Source organism: Pseudanabaena minima str. Chao 2107 (assembly GCF_051131155.1).
GTDB classification, from domain to species: domain Bacteria; phylum Cyanobacteriota; class Cyanobacteriia; order Pseudanabaenales; family Pseudanabaenaceae; genus Pseudanabaena; species Pseudanabaena minima.
The window spans coordinates 800,865-817,578 of the sequence record NZ_CP159508.1 but is presented as its reverse complement, the minus strand read 5'-3'; the positions used below and the strand labels follow the sequence as shown (position 1 = coordinate 817,578).

At 41.4% G+C, this 16,714-nt stretch carries 16 protein-coding genes; 13 read left to right on the top strand and 3 right to left on the bottom strand.

Annotated features, from left to right (window positions below; translation table 11 throughout):
* Window positions 1–19: 19 nt before the first annotated feature.
* From ABM313_RS03650 to ABM313_RS03630, 5 genes are all read left to right on the top strand, one after another.
* Window positions 20–244: a DUF2997 domain-containing protein gene (locus ABM313_RS03650; protein WP_434686344.1), complete on the top strand. Its 225-nt coding sequence runs from the start codon at window positions 20–22 to the stop codon at window positions 242–244.
* Window positions 245–506: 262 nt separating this feature from the next.
* Complete coding sequence (locus ABM313_RS03645) at window positions 507–1,205, top strand: PHP domain-containing protein (protein ID WP_434686343.1); 699 nt, start codon at window positions 507–509, stop codon at window positions 1,203–1,205.
* Window positions 1,206–1,282: 77 nt separating this feature from the next.
* Window positions 1,283–2,785: a hydroxysqualene dehydroxylase gene (locus ABM313_RS03640; RefSeq protein ID WP_434686342.1), complete on the top strand. Its 1,503-nt coding sequence runs from the start codon at window positions 1,283–1,285 to the stop codon at window positions 2,783–2,785.
* 114 nt (window positions 2,786–2,899) lie between these two features.
* A complete protein-coding gene (locus ABM313_RS03635; RefSeq protein WP_434686341.1) occupies window positions 2,900–3,628 on the top strand; it encodes a winged helix-turn-helix domain-containing protein in 729 nt (242 codons plus the stop codon).
* A 739-nt stretch (window positions 3,629–4,367) separates the two neighbouring features.
* Window positions 4,368–5,471: a late competence development ComFB family protein gene (locus tag ABM313_RS03630; protein ID WP_434686340.1), complete on the top strand. Its 1,104-nt coding sequence runs from the start codon at window positions 4,368–4,370 to the stop codon at window positions 5,469–5,471.
* Here ABM313_RS03630 and yidD read toward each other — a convergent pair.
* Window positions 5,460–5,708 (bottom strand): membrane protein insertion efficiency factor YidD, encoded by a 249-nt coding sequence (yidD, locus tag ABM313_RS03625; RefSeq protein WP_434686339.1) that lies wholly within the window; start codon window positions 5,706–5,708, stop codon window positions 5,460–5,462. The two genes, ABM313_RS03630 and yidD, sit on opposite strands and share 12 nt — an antisense overlap.
* A gap of 115 nt (window positions 5,709–5,823) precedes the next feature.
* On the opposite strand from yidD, the gene aguB reads away from it, so the two are divergent.
* Window positions 5,824–6,678, top strand: coding sequence for an N-carbamoylputrescine amidase (gene aguB / locus ABM313_RS03620; RefSeq protein ID WP_434686338.1), 855 nt, complete (start codon window positions 5,824–5,826; stop codon window positions 6,676–6,678).
* Between the two features lie 14 nt (window positions 6,679–6,692).
* Here the strand turns inward: aguB and ABM313_RS03615 are convergent, their stop codons facing one another.
* Window positions 6,693–7,466, bottom strand: a complete 774-nt coding sequence (locus ABM313_RS03615; protein WP_434686337.1) for a metallophosphoesterase family protein — start codon at window positions 7,464–7,466, stop codon at window positions 6,693–6,695.
* A 423-nt stretch (window positions 7,467–7,889) separates the two neighbouring features.
* Between ABM313_RS03615 and truB the strand changes: the two genes are divergently transcribed.
* Window positions 7,890–8,795: a tRNA pseudouridine(55) synthase TruB gene (gene truB / locus ABM313_RS03610; RefSeq protein WP_434686336.1), complete on the top strand. Its 906-nt coding sequence runs from the start codon at window positions 7,890–7,892 to the stop codon at window positions 8,793–8,795.
* A 222-nt stretch (window positions 8,796–9,017) separates the two neighbouring features.
* Here the strand turns inward: truB and htpG are convergent, their stop codons facing one another.
* Window positions 9,018–10,913 carry a molecular chaperone HtpG gene (gene htpG / locus ABM313_RS03605; protein WP_434686335.1) on the bottom strand — a complete coding sequence of 632 codons (1,896 nt, stop codon included), beginning with the start codon at window positions 10,911–10,913 and terminating at the stop codon, window positions 9,018–9,020.
* A 256-nt stretch (window positions 10,914–11,169) separates the two neighbouring features.
* Here htpG and ABM313_RS03600 point away from each other — a divergent pair, with 256 nt between their 5' ends.
* From ABM313_RS03600 to secG, 6 genes are all read left to right on the top strand, one after another.
* On the top strand, window positions 11,170–11,436 hold the full coding sequence (locus tag ABM313_RS03600; protein ID WP_434686334.1) for a hypothetical protein: 267 nt from the start codon (window positions 11,170–11,172) through the stop codon (window positions 11,434–11,436).
* Between the two features lie 24 nt (window positions 11,437–11,460).
* Complete coding sequence (locus tag ABM313_RS03595; RefSeq protein WP_434686333.1) at window positions 11,461–12,273, top strand: cell division protein FtsQ/DivIB; 813 nt, start codon at window positions 11,461–11,463, stop codon at window positions 12,271–12,273.
* Between the two features lie 139 nt (window positions 12,274–12,412).
* Complete coding sequence (ftsZ, locus tag ABM313_RS03590) at window positions 12,413–13,696, top strand: cell division protein FtsZ (protein WP_434686332.1); 1,284 nt, start codon at window positions 12,413–12,415, stop codon at window positions 13,694–13,696.
* Window positions 13,697–13,847: 151 nt separating this feature from the next.
* A complete protein-coding gene (locus ABM313_RS03585) occupies window positions 13,848–14,846 on the top strand; it encodes a ribose-phosphate pyrophosphokinase (protein WP_434686331.1) in 999 nt (332 codons plus the stop codon).
* Window positions 14,847–15,507: 661 nt separating this feature from the next.
* Window positions 15,508–16,134 carry a global nitrogen regulator NtcA gene (ntcA, locus tag ABM313_RS03580; protein WP_052017741.1) on the top strand — a complete coding sequence of 209 codons (627 nt, stop codon included), beginning with the start codon at window positions 15,508–15,510 and terminating at the stop codon, window positions 16,132–16,134.
* 162 nt (window positions 16,135–16,296) lie between these two features.
* Window positions 16,297–16,638 (top strand): preprotein translocase subunit SecG, encoded by a 342-nt coding sequence (gene secG / locus ABM313_RS03575; RefSeq protein WP_434686330.1) that lies wholly within the window; start codon window positions 16,297–16,299, stop codon window positions 16,636–16,638.
* Window positions 16,639–16,714: the final 76 nt, after the last annotated feature.

The window sequence follows — 16,714 nt, the reverse complement described above, 5'->3', positions numbered from 1 at the left end:
TGAGAAAATTATATAGATTATGTCGCAGTATCAACGGATCGAGTACTTAATCGGGAAAGATGGCAAAATCGTTGAGCGAGCGATTGATATATCTGGCAATGAATGCGTTGCAATCACTGCCGAAATTGAGTCGAATTTAGGGAAAGTCGAAACTCGCCAATTATTATCCAGTTATTACGAGACCTCTGGACAAAATCTTGACCGCAATGCGATCGAGCAAGTTCAGTATGATCAATTACCCTAATTTGCTGTAGATACGTGTGCTATTTAGGTTGTATTCGTGAACCTAATGTTTTCTAAAACTTATTGAATTTACCTGCTGCTTGAGTCTTACTAACTTTCCCGATAGTAATGATTGAGGCACTCGCAGGTAAATGTAATTGGCTCGCCAATTACCTCAGTTTGAGAATTTATTTCAATAAAGTTAAGATGCTCGCCCTGATCTGGGTAAAATTGTGATTAAGAAATTAAGAATTGTTAAAGATTTGCTTATGTAGAGATTTGCCATGGTGATTCAAACTCCCCTGTTGATATCAGAGTCGAGCGCAACTAAGAGGCTGCGAAAAATCTTTGCATCCGTTGATGCCATGAGTTGTCCGCACAGGTTAAATTTTCATTTACATACAGTGCATTCTGACGGCAAAATGCAGCCAGTAGACCTAATTCAGCAGGCGATCGCCTTACGTGTCTCTGATCTTGCTATTACCGATCACCATGCGATCGCAGGATACTACATTGCCAAAAAGTATCTTGATCGCTCAATCAGTCAATCTAGCGATCCCCAGTCTTTGCCAACACTTTGGTCGGGCATTGAGGTAAATGCCAGCCTAATTTTTACAGAAGTGCATATTCTGGGCTATGGATTTGATCCCGAACATAAGGCGATGCTTCCCTATTTGCAGGGTAAAACTACCGCAGGTTTAGACTATCAAGCAATTAGTGTGATTAAGGCAATGCACTTGGCTGGAGGTTTAGCAGTATTAGCGCATCCTGCACGATATCGGCGATCGCCTGAAGACTTGATCCCAGCGGCCGCCGCCCTAGGAATTGATGGTGTAGAGACTTATTATGGCTATGACAATAGCGATCCTTGGAAACCAAGTCCGCGCCAGACTGAAGAAATTCGCCATCTTGCTGAATCTCACGGATTGATGCATACCTGTGGAACTGACTCCCACGGCTTTAAGATTAGCAAGAGACTATGAAAAACATTTCAGAACTCAGGAACAAGGGGCTTGAGCCCCTTGCCTGCACACAACAGCAACAAAACTTAAAAAAATAAATGACCGAAAGACCAAAAGTAATCGTCGTTGGTGCAGGTTGGGCTGGATTGGGCGCAACCTATCAACTCACCAAACAAGGCTATGACGTAACCTTATTAGAGGCGGGATCACAAACTGGAGGATTGGTTGCAGGATGGAAAACAGAAAAGGGACGATCAGTCGAAGCGGGAATTCATGGATTTTGGTATCCCTACCGTAATATTTTCTCCCTAGTCAAAGAATTAGATCTTGAGCCTTTCACTCCTTGGACGCGATCAGCGCAATATTCACCCGCAGGTTTAGAAGTTGAATCACCAATTTTTCAAGACTTGCCACGCTTACCTTCACCCCTTGGCACATTTGCCTATACGCAGTTTAAGAGATTGCCATTAAGCGATCGCCTCTCAGCATTACCTCTAATGTATGCTGTCGTCGATTTTGATAACTCTGACGACGCATGGAAGCGTTACGACGGTATCACTGCCCGCGAACTATTCCGTCAGTATGGCGTATCGGAACGGCTTTATCGCGAATCCTTCGAGCCAATGCTGTTAGTTGGTTTATTTGCTCCTGGGGAGCAATGCTCGGCGGCGGCGGCTTTGGGAATGCTGTATTACTTTATCTTGGCGCATCAAGCAGATTTTGATGTGGTTTGGTGTCGCGGCACTGTAGGCGAAAAAATCTTTAAACCTTGGTGCGATCGCATTAAAGAGCTTGGCGGCAAAATCCTCACTAATCGCCGCGTCAGTGATGTCCAAGTTGATCATTCTGGCAAAGTTACAGGGGTAATTTGTGGCAATGAAAGCTTTGAAGCCGATGCGGTAATCTTTTCCGTAGGCATTTCGGGAATGCAGAAAATTGTCTCTAGTAGCCCTGCTTTGCAAAAACGTAGGGAATTCCGTAACTTGATGAACTTAGGTGCGATCGATGTATTGGCGGTAAGGCTATGGTTCGATCGCAAAATCAAGATTCCCCGTCCATCTAATGCCTGCTTTGGCTTTGATGTGACTACAGGCTGGACATTTTTTGATCTCAATGCGCTCCATGATGAATATACTGACGAAACTGGCTCCGTGATCGAAGTCGATTTTTATCATGCTAATCAATTCTTGCCCCTCGATAATCAAGAAATTGTGGCGATCGTTCAGAAATATCTTGCTTCTTGTTTACCAGAATTTGAGACGGCTAAAGTTGTCGATAGCAGTGTAATTCGGTTGCCTCGTGCGGTGACCCATTTTGCTCCAGGCAGTTATCAGCATTTGCTTAGAGCCATTACCAGTTTCCCAAATTTATATATGAGTGGTGACTGGGTAATTACCAATCACGGCTCATGGTCACAGGAAAAAGCCTATGTCACTGGTTTAGAAGCAGCAAATCTAGTCATTCAACAATTTAGTCATGGCAACATGACTCAGATTTTGCCGATTGAATCCGATGAACCTCATATCCAGATTGCGCGATCGCTTAATCAAACCCTAAGAAATATGGCAAAATCCTTGATTCCTAATTTCTCACTGACATAATAAATTTGAATTTTATTGTACCTACAGGACAACAAAATTCAAACCTGCCTACATAATTAGCTTGTAATCAATGTAAAATTGGATACGGTTAGACCAACCTAATAAAACTTTTTTATGCTCTTAACAGAACAAGCTCCCTCGACTCCTAAAAATACTGTCGGTTGTGTCTTAGTGGTGGAGGACGAAGCGATTATTCAAGAGGCGATCGCACTATCTTTGCGTGAAGAAGGGTACAGCGTTTTACTGGCTGAAGATGGTTATAGTGCTTTGCAAATTGCTAAAGCTGCTGCAAGACTAGACTTAGTAATCTTAGATGTAATGTTGCCATCGATAAATGGACTAGATTTTTGCCGTATTTTGCGTCACGAAGGTAATAATGTTCCTGTATTGATGATTAGTGCTAGGGGTAATGAATCTGATCGGATTGTTGGCTTAGAAGTAGGAGCCGATGATTACCTCAGTAAACCTTTTGGAATGCGAGAACTTGTTGCACGCTGCCGAGCTTTGCTGCGTCGTAGCCGTCGTGATTTTGTGGCAACTAATGCTACGGTTTATAAGTTTGGTGATATCACCATGTATCCCGATGAGTGTCGGGTTACGATCAACGAAACGGAAATCAATCTTTCTCCCAAAGAATTTCGATTGCTTGATCTATTTATGAGCCATCCGCGTCGAGTATGGTCACGAGAGCAACTACTAGAAAAAGTCTGGGGAGTGGACTTTGTGGGTGATAGCAAAACTGTTGATGTACATATTCGTTGGTTACGCGAAAAAATTGAAGTTGATCCTAGTGATCCTAAGCATATTGTGACTGTCAGAGGCTTCGGCTATCGTTTAGGGTAAAAAATAAGGAAGGGAGTCGAAGACTCTCTTCCTTATTTTTTATATCTGCTCCCTGCTTTCTTACAGCGTTTTGCGCTCAAATCAAGAAACTTTTTGAAAGCGTTGCTTTGCAACGCTTTCAAAAAGTTTCTTGTGTTTCGTTTGATTGGTAATTGTTATAGGATATAAAACCCAAAGACGAGTAGCGGCACAAAGCACCGCCACTCATTTTCAATAATTAACTACACTAAAAAGAGAAAGACGGCGCAATGTGCCGTCTTTCTCTTTTTAGTGTTTGATTTTCCAACTAATTAAACGTCAGTTCGACGAAAGCGAAAAATGGTAAGAATCGCTAAGCGATTCTTACCATTTTTCGCCATTTGGGGCGTGCTTCGCACGCCCCAAATGGCGATATCGAATTCACGTTAATTAAATACAAAATATTTATAATTTTTCTACTTTTTTGTGGCTTTCCTGACTTTTTAAGCTCTTATTCTACTAAACAAGTTAAGCGATTTGTACGGTTAGTTTATCAATAGTTGTTTGATAAATTAAACCTTAACAATGAAGTCTAATCAGCAGATTTTATGAAATATATAACATATTATGGCTGAGGGGAATACCAAAAATATCATTAATATAATAATTGATTTTTTTAGCGATAATCATATCAATTAATCCAGAAAATAAAATTAAAAACTTTGTTGTTTACTAAGTGCTAAGACCCTAATTAGTATGAATTCTAAGTAAGTAGAACGTTATGCATATATTTATCAATGTCTTAGAAGAGATAATTGTTAAAGAAGTTAGAATTCAAATCGAAGAACTACGCCCAGAGATACAACCAAAAGTCAAAGTTGCAGAAGTCGTAGCCTACACACTTAATCGACTTCCACCTTTATTTGCCACGTCAATGATTGGCTGGAAATATCAATATGACTATGCTTTAAATGAACTCTATCCTCAAATTTCTCAAACGGTCACGCATGGTATTAAGGCTATTTTATTTGGCGATCCATTACATGACTCTACACCTTTGCCTAAGCATTTATTCCTAAATAGTGCAGGAGTATTACATCAACTTAATCAACTACTCAAGCGAAGATATTTACGATGGCGTGATGTCCCCATCATTGTTAGAGAAATGTCTGAACAATGTACGCACTTTAGCCAAATCAATAATTCAGAGGATCAAACAGTAATCCAAGGGCTTGAAGAAACTCGATTACAAGATGTTAGTCATTTAAATCACCAGCATCGAGCGGTACTTTCTAGCTCAAAACGGTTTATGCAAAAGCAGCTAGTTCAAAAGCAGCAAGAAGCCTTTCGCTTAGAATTGGAAAAAGCTTGGGATTCTCATCTAAAAACCTCCGAAGGTTCGTGGTCTAGCGATAAACGAGCTAAGGATGCTTTAGAAATGGAATATAGAGCCTTGGAATCCTATACTTTAGGTGCTCAATTAGGAATAATAAATGTATTAGAACATCTTGTGTTTCTAATAATTGGGAAAGCCACACCTCCTGACCTAGATCAGCAATTTAATAAAGGCGAGGTGGCAGCCTACGCACTCAATCGACTGCCAGTTATGTATGCTACCAGTGTCCGTGGATTTCAGCATTTAAGACAAAAAGCTATTTCTGAGCTTTCTCGCGAACTCATTGGCAATGTGCGGACTGGTATCATGAAAGTTCTGAAGATTCCTCATACAGAGTTGCAACCGATCGCAGCTTATCGCTTTACTCAAGAATACGAACAAGCAATTTTAGATTTACGGACTTTATTAGGACGCAACGATATTACTTTGCATAATGTTGTGGCGATTGTCCAAGATTTATTGTTATGTCAATCTGCATCAAGGCAATGATGTTGGATTATCTTGATGCACTAGTAGTTCTGGTACAGGATCGTATCCGCCCATATTCCAAGGATGACAACTGCATACTCTTTTAATAGTCAGCCCACTGCCTTTAAATAAACCAAAGCGATCGATTGCAGTCACTGCATATTGCGAACAGGTTGGCTGAAACCGACACCTTGGTGGAAATAGCGGTGAAATAAATAATCGATAAAACTGAATCAATAAGATGACAAGTTTTTTCATGAATTTTTTCGTGACTGCGCTAGGCTATTGATAAAGCTGTCGCCACCTCACGCTTTTTCGGGTTTAGTGCAACAGCTATGTAACTCTATTTTAACGTTTCTATCCTAATATTCTGATGTCATCCCCTAAAACTGTCACGATCGCGGTTATTCAAGCGTCTCTCAATGCTGATAGAGCTACTAATGTCACCAAAATATCTGACTTAGTGAGCAAAGCAGCCTATCAAGGCGCACAGGTAATTTTGCCACCAGAATTATTTGAAGGATCATACTTTTGTCGGGAAGAGCGCGATTACTTTTTTGATTGGGCGCAACCTATAGATAAACATCCGACGATCGCCCATTTTCAAAAGCTAGCTCAAGAACTAAATGTGGTTATACCTGTCTCATTTTTTGAGAAGTCAGGACAAGTCTATTACAACAGTCTTGCTATGGTTGATGCTGATGGCTCATTATTGGGAGTCTATCGTAAAAGCCATATTCCCGATGGACCTGGCTATGAAGAAAAGTTTTATTTTCGTGGTGGTGACACAGGCTTTAAAGTTTGGGATACGGCTTTTGGCAAAATTGGCGTGGGCATTTGCTGGGATCAGTGGTTTCCTGAATGTGCTAGAGCGATGGTATTGATGGGAGCCGAAATTTTGCTATACCCCACGGCGATCGGTTCCGAGCCAGAGGAGCCAAATCTAAATACTAAAGATCCTTGGCAACGTGCAATGATTGGTCATGCCGTTAGTAATGTAATTCCTGTAGCTGCGGCTAATCGAATCGGCTTAGAGGGAAATCAAACTTTTTATGGTCATTCCTTTATTGCTAACCATCGCGGCGATAAAGTAGCCGAGTTAAACGACACTGAAGAAGGTGTGATCTTAGCTAGTTTTGATCTTGATCAAGTCCGACTTAATCGCGCATCCTTTGGATTTTTCCGCGATCGCCGCCCAGATTTATATCAGATTTTATTGTCACCCTAAGAAACCTTTCTGTCTTATACCCAAGACCAACGTCGCTTTGCGGCGTTGGTCTTGCCTATCTCCAGTCTTTGTGATCGGGTTGGCATTGGCTCAATCACAGTCGTAATATCGGATAGGGAATTTACCCTTAACTCATGGGTAAAAGTATTACATTGATAGACAGTTGCTGTATCGATATCTAGAGCAGATAACCAGCCACTTTTAGGATGATAACCACCAGTATCAATATCTAACCAGCCTTTGCCCAATACTAAATTCCCTGGTTTTACGCCTGGGAAAACAAAGGTAATCGTATGGCCAGTAATAATAATTTTGTCTTCAAAGAAAGGCTCAGTAGCACTATGAAATTCTTCGCGAATCCAACAAAACTCAGCCGCCCCCTGCAATTCGAGTGGTAAATTGGGATTTAATCCTGCATGGACTAGCCATACATCACCCAGATCCATATAAAGTGGCAATTGTTGCATCCACTTCAAATGTGCCTCTGGCAGGTTAGCTGCTCCATAACTCTCTAGGGTTTTAGAACCACCATTTAATAACCATCCCTTCCAGATCAATGATTCTTCGTTACTGCTAAAGGCATCAAGACACATCTGCTCATGATTTCCCTTGAGGCAAATATGATTATTGCTTATTACCCATTGGACAACATCAGCACTGCGATCGCCGCGATCTATCAAGTCGCCCAAAAAAAACAATTTGTCAGCAGGACTGTACTTAATAAAGTCAATTAACTTCATTAAGCCATCAAATTGACCATGAATATCGCCGAATACAAATCGAGTCAACTTATCTCACCCCATATCACAAATGGTGAAGCTAAAAACACACAGTATTGAAATCTAACGACGTGTATGCATGAGGTGTAGCGGTCTAGCATATTTTTCAAGACAGATACAACTTGGAAGAAACTTGATCTTTATATCTACTGTTTATATTTTAGGACAGATTTTCCTTGCTTTCGCTTCATTTTGTCTGTTGACATAACTGGAAGCCTTGTACTTTATCACAATTTAGTACGTAAAACCCAAGAAGAGAACGACGGCGCTTCGCGCAGCCATTCTCTTCTTGGGTTGGCGACAGCTATATGTGTGTCCTAGACATTGCATTGCTACTCATTTCTGCTTTTTAGGGGCGTAAAAACACAAAATGGCATAGCCATTTTGTGTTTTGGTATTAATTAACAAGCATCACAGTTTTTTGTAATTTCTATGTTCAATGGATTTATTAGTATCGATAAGCCTCCATCTATTACGGCTCATGACTGTGTGAGTCGGTTGCGCAAGTTACTAAAGCAAAAGAAAATTGGTCATGGCGGTACTCTTGATCCAATGGCAACAGGGGTTTTACCGATCGCTGTTGGTAATGCCACGCGACTTCTAAGATTTTTACCAGAGGGCAAAGCCTATGATGCCAAAATTCGCTTTGGGCTAGTTACCAATACCGATGACATTACAGGTGAAGTAATTAGCGATCGCCCTTGTCCAAAGTTAACGCTCTCAGAAATTCAAAAATTACTGCCCTTATTTCAAGGCAAAATCACCCAACGTCCGCCAGCGTTTAGTGCGATTCAAGTTAATGGTAAACGTCTTTACGATCTAGCGCGGCGCGGTGAGATCTCAGAGTCTGATATTCCCATGCGTTCCGTGGAAATTACTGAAATTCGGATCTTAAATTGGACTGAAGGGGAATATCCAGAATTAGATGTGGCGATCGCCTGTGGGTCAGGTACATATATTCGCTCGATCGCACGGGACTTAGGAGAAAAGCTGGGTTATGGCGCGACATTATCCTCACTAAGACGCACTTATAGTAACGGATTTAATTTAGATAAAAGTTTAACCTTTGAGCAAATTGCAGAATTTTTAAAATCTAGTAACCTCGAAGTACTTGCTCCCGATCATGGCTTACATTTCTTACCTGTGGTTTCACTTAACGAAGATGAGACAAAGCGTTGGTGTATGGGGCAAGCGATCGCGATTCCCGATAATTTTTCTAACTTAGGCGCAGAAAATATTTATTTACGAATGTGTGACCAGAGTCAGAATTTTCTAGGTGTTAGTGAAGTTGTCGAAGCTGGGATGCAACCGATAGTCGTTTTACATCCCATAAATTAGATTTATACCAAAGCACAAAATGGTTCCGCCATTTTGTGCTTTTAAAACCCTTGTTGGGTTTGATTTTCAATTCACAAAAGTGTCGCCACACTTTTGTGAATTGGTACTATAGCCGCAACTTGTATCAAGACAAATCAAAACCCAAAAATGAGATGGCGGCGCTTCGCGCCGCCATCTCATTTTTGGGTTTGAAAGGGTGCTTTGCGTCCTTTCTCTTTTAGATTAGATTTTGCTAGTCAATTTAGTTAGTAATTGATTAGAGCGCTGTAAGAAGCCCTTCATGCTGTCAGCATCAAAACTCTTTTGTGCCATCAGCGCCAAATCATAGACATGGGTACAAATCAGGTTAGCAAGATCAGTAGATTCTGATTTACCACCAACTAAAACTTGACTGCTATCAAGCTCAATCAACTTCTCCATTAATGGATGGGCGGTATTTACCAGCAGCACATGATCTTCAGGGAAGCTCACCGTACCTTGTTGCATCAACGCCATCATTTCTTGCATCCGACGAGCAGATTCTGGTAATAGAATGATTGCAGGTGGTGCTGAAGCAGCATCTTCCGCTTTAATAGCCTCAGTACGAATTACCAATTTTGGCTTATTCAATGCATCACGGAAGATATCTTGGAGATGATCGCTCTTAGTTTTATTGGTTTTCGGATCAACAATTTCGGTTTTTGATTCCTTGTCAACGAGGCGATCGTCAATTTCTGCATCAACACGCGCAAATTTAATATCTTTAAATTCGCGCTCAAGGAAGTTAATGAAGTGACTATCGATAAATGAATCAAAAGTCAGCACTTCTAATCCTTGGTTTTTATGCAATTCTACATAAGTCCCTTGAGCGATCGGATCGGAAGTATAGAAGACTTGATTTTCGTGTTTTTCTTTGTTGCGTTCTAGATAGGCTTGTAAAGTAGTGTAATTGCCACTTTCGCTCTTGACTGCTTCATCTTCGCTAGTGGTGGCATACACCAAAATTTCTTTGACTTGCTGATAGAACTTATCACTATTCATCGAGCCAAACTTCATGAAGATGCTGATATCTTGCCAACATTTCAGGAACTCTTCGCGGGAGTCGCTATAGAGAGACGTAAGGCGATCACCTACTTTTTTCGCAATAAAGTCTTGGATCTTGCGAACCTTGGGATCACCTTGTAAAAAGCTACGTGATACGTTCAGAGGAATATCAGTACTATCGATCGCCCCACGCAAAGGCATCAAGAACTTGGGAATCACATCGTCGCAATTGTCGCTGACAAAAACATGATTACAGAACAACTTGATTTGTCCACGATTAGGATCAATATCCGCTTTCATTTTGGGGAAATAAAGAATTCCCTTAATCACAAATGGATAATCGGTATTTAGATGAATCCAGAATAGAGGATCATCTTGGTAAGGATAGAGATAGCGATAGAACTCTAAATATTCTTCATTGGTAACTGATTTGGGGGACTTGTCCCAAAGTGCTGTTTGCTTGTTGATAACTTCATCATTGAGCTTGATCGGCACAGGCATAAAGTCGCAATAGTTGCGAATCATCCGTTTGATCGATGCTTCTTCTAGATACTCCTCAGCATCTTCTTGCAAAGTCAAAGTGATCGTTGTGCCGATATTGCTGCGATCGCTGTCATCTAGTGTAAATGTGGTCGAACCATCACAAGACCAATGGACTGCTTCAGCACCCTCTTTATAGGATTTCGTATCAATTTCAACATTACTCGCCACCATGAATGACGAATAAAAACCTAAACCAAAGTTCCCAATAATTTGTTGATCACCTGTACCACTGCTAGCGTACTTAGTGGCAAATTCTTGGGCGCTAGAAAAGGCAACTTGGTTAATATATTTTTTTACTTCATCCGCAGTCATGCCGATGCCCGTATCAGTAATCGCTAGAGTCTTTTTCTCTTTATCAATGGTGACAACAATTTCGGGATCGGCGGAGTGATTAGTCTCGCCAGCATAAGAGACCATCTTGAGTTTGCTAATGGCATCTACGGCATTAGAGATCAATTCCCGCAAGAAGATATCTCGCTCTGAATATAAAGCCTTCTTGATAATGGGAAAGATATTCTCGGTATGAATGCTGATCGTTCCCTGCTCTTGCATATCGCGCAAAGCTCCTAAATATTTCTAAATGTTGCTGAATTGTTAATCAAGCCTGATTATACCGAACCAATAGCAACATCAAATCTGATAGGGTTGTCGCGTTCTCCGTACCTTTGCTGTAAAAAGTTAGTGCGAAGCGCTAACTTTTTACTTAGGTTTATGCAGGGGTTTATGAAGGTTTGCAAAGCAAATCTATACATTTTTGTAACTCTAGTTGAAAAACCTGATTTGCTCCTCTATTGTGATATGAGCACTTTTGAATCAAATATTTACAGATATGGCGATCGCAGCGGTTATCTACATCTCAGTGTCTGTACTTTTAGTAATAAGTGCAGGTATATTTTTTGTTAAAGCTATCCAGTCTTTAATAGACAAAAAGCAACCATCAAATTACAAGCGTACAGAACAAGTAATGTTTTTACGCCCCAAATCCAACGATCCCTTAGCTATTTCCAACCGACGCGAAGAAATCATTGCTATGCTGGAACGACAATTTGCTAGTAGCCCATCATCTGACTCCTAGCACTATGAACAGGTAGGAGCAAAGATGACGGTTGAATTCCCTATCTCCACTGGAGAGGCAGACTATGTGGCACGCCGCAAACAACTGCGAAAACAACGCCGCCTTCGCATCTTTCAACGTATTTGGCAGTTAACATTTATCACGGGACTCACGGGTGCAATGCTTTGGATTGCCATGCTCCCAGAGTGGCAATTACGCAGTGCGAATCAAATTGAAATAGAGGGCAATAATCTGCTCTCTAAAGAAACCATCAAGAAATCTCTGGCGATTCAATATCCCCAATCAATTTTTCAAATTCAACCCCAAGCGATCACCGCCCAATTAGAAGCAAATGCCCCAGTTTCTAAAGTTTTAGTCTCACGCACTATTTTTCCCTCTAAGTTAACTATTCAAGTCCAAGAACGCTTGCCTATCGCTAACTCCACACGCAAAGGTCAGCTAGGTTTTTTGGATGCCGAAGGTATATGGGTGTCCGCGAAAGCTTATCCATCAAATATTGCTAAACCGAATCTCGTGATCTTAGAACCAAATAATCGATCAATCAGTCAATGGTCAACGCTATATCGCCAAATTAGCCAGAGTCAGGTCAAAATTTCCCAAGTTGATGCCCGCGATGAATCAAATCTAATTTTGACTACAGAGCTAGGGCTGGTATATTTTGGCACATACAAGCCATCACTCTTTACCACACAGTTAGAGACACTTGATCGGCTTAGGACATTACCCGAAAAACTGAAATCAAAAAGTTTTAGACATATTGATATCAGCCAACCTAGCAATCCAATTTTAGAAATGAATATGCCAACAAAAGATAAATCTTCTGAAACAAAATCCTAAATTGTCGTTTTAAGGCTATTATTATTTTTTTCTGGTAGGTTTAAACTGTTACTCGAACTTCTGACTCGAATGGGGTTTAAGCTTAGCAAAATCTAGAGAGCATCAGTAAAACGATTCTATTTATGACATCCCTCGATAAATGACATCTCAAAATGACTGGTCAGATTTGGACTCAAATGGTTCGGAAAACGGAGAAGTAGACGTGCAAATGGATGAACTTTCTGAGTTTTCAAATAACTCTAGACTACACCTAAGTCACTCTCACAATCGTATGAAGCAGCAGTTAGGCGTTGATACAAAAGCGGATAATATCATGTTGGGCAGTGTTGCAAAAATTAAGGTAATTGGTGTTGGTGGTGGCGGCGGCAACGCTGTAAATCGCATGATCGCGAGTGATGTGGTAGGAGTAGAGTTCTGGTCGTTTAATACCGATGCTCAAGCACTACTTCAATCATCTGCTTCTAAACGCTTTCAGATGGGTCAAAAACTGACCAGAGGTCTAGGCGCTGGTGGCAATCCTGCGATCGGTCAGAAAGCCGCCGAAGAGTCTCGTGATGATATCGCTGCTGCCGTTGAAGGAGCCGACTTAGTATTTATTACCGCAGGTATGGGGGGAGGCACTGGCACAGGAGCTGCACCAATCATCGCTGAGGTCGCCAAAGAAGCAGGTGCATTGACAGTTGGTATAGTCACACGTCCGTTTACCTTTGAAGGACGACGACGTGGGCAGCAAGCTGAAGAAGGAATTGCTGGTTTACAGAGTCGCGTTGACACTCTAATTGTGATCCCCAACGACAAGCTACTCTCAGTGATTTCTGAGCAAACTCCAGTCCAAGAAGCTTTTAGAGTTGCTGACGATATTCTGCGTCAGGGTGTACAGGGCATATCGGACATCATCATGATCCCCGGTCTAGTCAACGTTGACTTTGCTGATATTCGTGCTGTCATGGCAGATGCAGGTTCAGCCATGATGGGTATTGGCATCGGTTCAGGCAAATCCAGAGCCAGAGAAGCTGCGATGACAGCGATTTCTTCACCTCTACTGGAAACCTCCGTTGAAGGAGCAAGTGGGGTTGTATTTAACATCACAGGTGGTGAGGATATGACTCTGCATGAGGTCAACGCAGCCGCTGAGACAATCTACGAAGTAGTTGATCAAAATGCCAATATTATTTTCGGGGCAGTGATTGATCCCAAGTTAGATGGAGAGATTCGGATTACAGTGATTGCTACAGGATTTGCTCCTAAAACTCATCCAGCGATCCCACCGCAAATTTCTAAAAAAGTGCAGCCTCTACCACCTAGCCCGACAACCAGAGCCTCAACCTCTGCCATGCCTACTACATCTCAGTCTGAGATCAAACTTAGTAAGCCAGGACTAGATATTCCAGATTTTTTACAGCGCCGCCGTCCACCTAAATAAAAGTCGTAAATTAGAGGCTATGCTTCTGATTTATGGCTTTTATTTTATTTTGTCTGGAAAAAATATCTAATTTAATCATAAACAGATAGTGCGAATAGCGGATTAAGCCTGACAATAGAATGATGGCTATGTTACCTCCTGATAAATTGCAGTGACACACTTAACGACTACTAGGCATGGACTTCACCGACTACCTTCTTTAAATAGCGGTGAAGACCGACTTAGGCTGTTTGCTGGCTCAGCAAACTTGCCACTTGCCCAAGAGATTTCCCGTTATTTAGGTATAGAACTAGGGCCTATGGTGCGAAAAAATTTCGCTGACGGGGAAGTCTATGTGCAAGTACAGGAATCGATTCGGGGTTGTGATGTTTATCTGATCCAACCGACCTGTCGCCCTGTAAATGACCATTTGACCGAATTATTGATTATGATCGACGCCTGCCGTCGTGCGTCAGCAAGACAGATCACCGCAGTCATGCCTTACTATGGCTATGCGCGGGCCGATCGCAAAACCGCAGGACGTGAGTCCATAACCGCAAAATTAGTTGCCAACTTAATCGTGCAGTCTGGAGCCGATCGCGTGATCGCGATGGATTTGCACTCAGCCCAGATCCAAGGATATTTTGATATTCCTTGCGATCATGTTTATGGTTCTCCAGTTTTATTTGATTATCTCAATGAGAAGAAGCTACCTGACTTGGTAGTGGTTTCACCAGATGTAGGGGGAGTAGCTCGCGCCCGTGCCTTTGCTAAAAAACTCAATGATGCTCCTCTAGCTATCATTGATAAACGTCGCCAAAGCCATAATGTGGCTGAGGTAATGAATGTGATTGGAGATGTTTCTGGTAAAACGGCTGTCCTTGTTGATGACATGATTGACACGGCTGGCACAATATATGAAGCAGCCAAGCTATTGAGAAAGGAGGGGGCGAGACAGGTTTATGCTTGTGCAACCCATGCTATTTTTTCACCTCCAGCGATCGATCGCTTGTCAAGTGGTGTGTTTGAAGAGGTGATAGTGACTAACTCGACACCTGTGAGACAAGAAAACTATTTTCCTCAATTAAGGGTGTTATCAGTTGCAGACCTCCTTGGCGAGACAATCTGGCGAGTCCACGAAGATACTTCTGTAAGTAGCATGTTTAGGTAGGGAGCAACCTTCATATCTTAAATCTGTAAGTTTTTTGTGTCGTGATTATTTTCACAGTTATACTTAATTCAAGAAAATGTACACTACGATACAAATTGCAATTATGTAGTAAGTTTAAGTGAGAATACTCGTCTCTGTTTCTAGGCAAGCTTTCTGATTTTGTGACTTACTTTTGACGAATTAGAAAAGTTTTCACTGCTTTCCTGAGTTACGACTTTGAAGGCAATGTACGGTGGAACTACATACACTTTCATTATGTACATTAGGTTGAAAGCTAACATATATCACTCAAATTGATTGTGTGCTGGCATACTTTCTTTAAAATTTGAGATCGCAATTTGAGATCGTATATTTTGAGATTTTGCCAGTTTTCTAGTCTAGTAAGCGCTAAATGATGCCTCATAGCTTTTTCTAGTCTACAAAGTTACAAGCTTGCGCTCCTGCCTTTTGTAGGGACACAGGCTTTGTAAATCATCTACTTGAAAAGTGCTATGTAACGATTTTCAAGTAGATGATTTACAAAGAACTATTTTCCTAGCTTGGGTGGGCAGACTGCTCCTTAACTTACTAGATTATGAAGCGCTATATATACTGTTTTATTTTTGGTTAAAGAGGATATATAAGATTGGCAGACCGTGCTCTTGTTGAAGTCTTTCGCGAAATGAATGGGGGAATGTTTCCACCCATGACGGAAACGTTTGAACGCGGTAAGACAATTTTTTTCCCTGGTGATCCTGCGGAACGTTTTTACTTTTTAGTTAAAGGCGCAGTAAAACTTTCTAGAGTTTACGAAGCAGGTGAAGAAATTACAGTTGCCCTATTACGAGAAAATAGCGTATTTGGTGTTTTGTCATTGATTACTGGCAATCGTTCCGATCGCTTTTATCATGCAGTTGCCTTTACGCCTGTTGAGTTGCTATCTGTCCCAATTGATCAAGTAGAGAAGGCGTTGAAGGAAGATCCCGAACTGCCGATGGTCTTATTGCGTGGATTGTCATCACGGATTTTACAAACGGAGATGATGATTGAGACGCTTGCCCATCGCGACATGGGATCAAGACTAGTCAGCTTTTTGTTGATTCTCTGTCGTGATTTTGGTACACCATCGACGGATGGTGTGACGATTGATTTGAAGCTATCTCATCAGGCGATCGCTGAAGCGATCGGCTCTACACGAGTGACGGTAACCCGATTGCTTGGTGATTTGCGAAAGCAAAAAATGATCGCGATCTCTAAAAAGCGGATTACAGTCCATAACCCGATTGAGTTGGGTCAGCAATTTGCTTAAAGAAACATCAAAACTAGTTTTGGGATTGATCGCGCCCTCGCACTACAAATCTCAAAACTAGTTTCATAATGATGATTGCTTAGGCATTACATCTAGTTCTTTAATCTAATTGTTGATGCGTTAAGCTGTTTATAGAAAAATATATAAAGAAAAATACCTGAAATGTACGGAACTTTAAAAATAGTTTGGTCTATCGTCGCCATTTGCTTAGTGGTCTTAATTTTGTTGCATAGTCCTAAAAGTGATGGTTTAGGTGGCTTTAGTGGTCAAGCTCAGCTATTCTCTAGTACCAAAAGTGCTGAAACAGCCCTAAATCGAGTGACTTGGTTTTTAACTGCTGCTTTTTTGGGATTAACAGTAGTTCTTAGTGGTGGTTGGTTTACGACACCAACTGAAACGGCTCCACCACCAGCACAAGTAGCGCCTGCAACTAATGCTGTGCCTAATTCACAGCCAATCCCCTTAAATTTACCTGCGACAACTCCTGAAAAGCCTCAGCAATAGATATTAAGTTAGGGATATGCGACACTTCGTGTCGCATATCCCTGTTTTTTAGAATTTAAAAGCACGCTGAAAGAAA

What these genes read in the sequence shown, in the direction of transcription:
- ABM313_RS03635 (WP_434686341.1), top strand. Translation starts at nt 2,900, where the DNA reads ATGCTCTTAACAGAACAAGCTCCCTCGACTCCTAAAAATACTGTCGGT.
- secG (WP_434686330.1), top strand. Translation starts at nt 16,297, where the DNA reads ATGTACGGAACTTTAAAAATAGTTTGGTCTATCGTCGCCATTTGCTTA.
- ABM313_RS03645 (WP_434686343.1), top strand. Translation starts at nt 507, where the DNA reads ATGGTGATTCAAACTCCCCTGTTGATATCAGAGTCGAGCGCAACTAAG.
- aguB (WP_434686338.1), top strand. Translation starts at nt 5,824, where the DNA reads ATGTCATCCCCTAAAACTGTCACGATCGCGGTTATTCAAGCGTCTCTC.
- truB (WP_434686336.1), top strand. Translation starts at nt 7,890, where the DNA reads ATGTTCAATGGATTTATTAGTATCGATAAGCCTCCATCTATTACGGCT.
- ftsZ (WP_434686332.1), top strand. Translation starts at nt 12,413, where the DNA reads ATGACATCTCAAAATGACTGGTCAGATTTGGACTCAAATGGTTCGGAA.
- ABM313_RS03630 (WP_434686340.1), top strand. Translation starts at nt 4,368, where the DNA reads ATGCATATATTTATCAATGTCTTAGAAGAGATAATTGTTAAAGAAGTT.
- ABM313_RS03595 (WP_434686333.1), top strand. Translation starts at nt 11,461, where the DNA reads ATGACGGTTGAATTCCCTATCTCCACTGGAGAGGCAGACTATGTGGCA.
- ABM313_RS03650 (WP_434686344.1), top strand. Translation starts at nt 20, where the DNA reads ATGTCGCAGTATCAACGGATCGAGTACTTAATCGGGAAAGATGGCAAA.
- htpG (WP_434686335.1), bottom strand. Translation starts at nt 10,913, where the DNA reads ATGCAAGAGCAGGGAACGATCAGCATTCATACCGAGAATATCTTTCCC.
- yidD (WP_434686339.1), bottom strand. Translation starts at nt 5,708, where the DNA reads ATGAAAAAACTTGTCATCTTATTGATTCAGTTTTATCGATTATTTATT.
- ABM313_RS03640 (WP_434686342.1), top strand. Translation starts at nt 1,283, where the DNA reads ATGACCGAAAGACCAAAAGTAATCGTCGTTGGTGCAGGTTGGGCTGGA.
- ntcA (WP_052017741.1), top strand. Translation starts at nt 15,508, where the DNA reads ATGAATGGGGGAATGTTTCCACCCATGACGGAAACGTTTGAACGCGGT.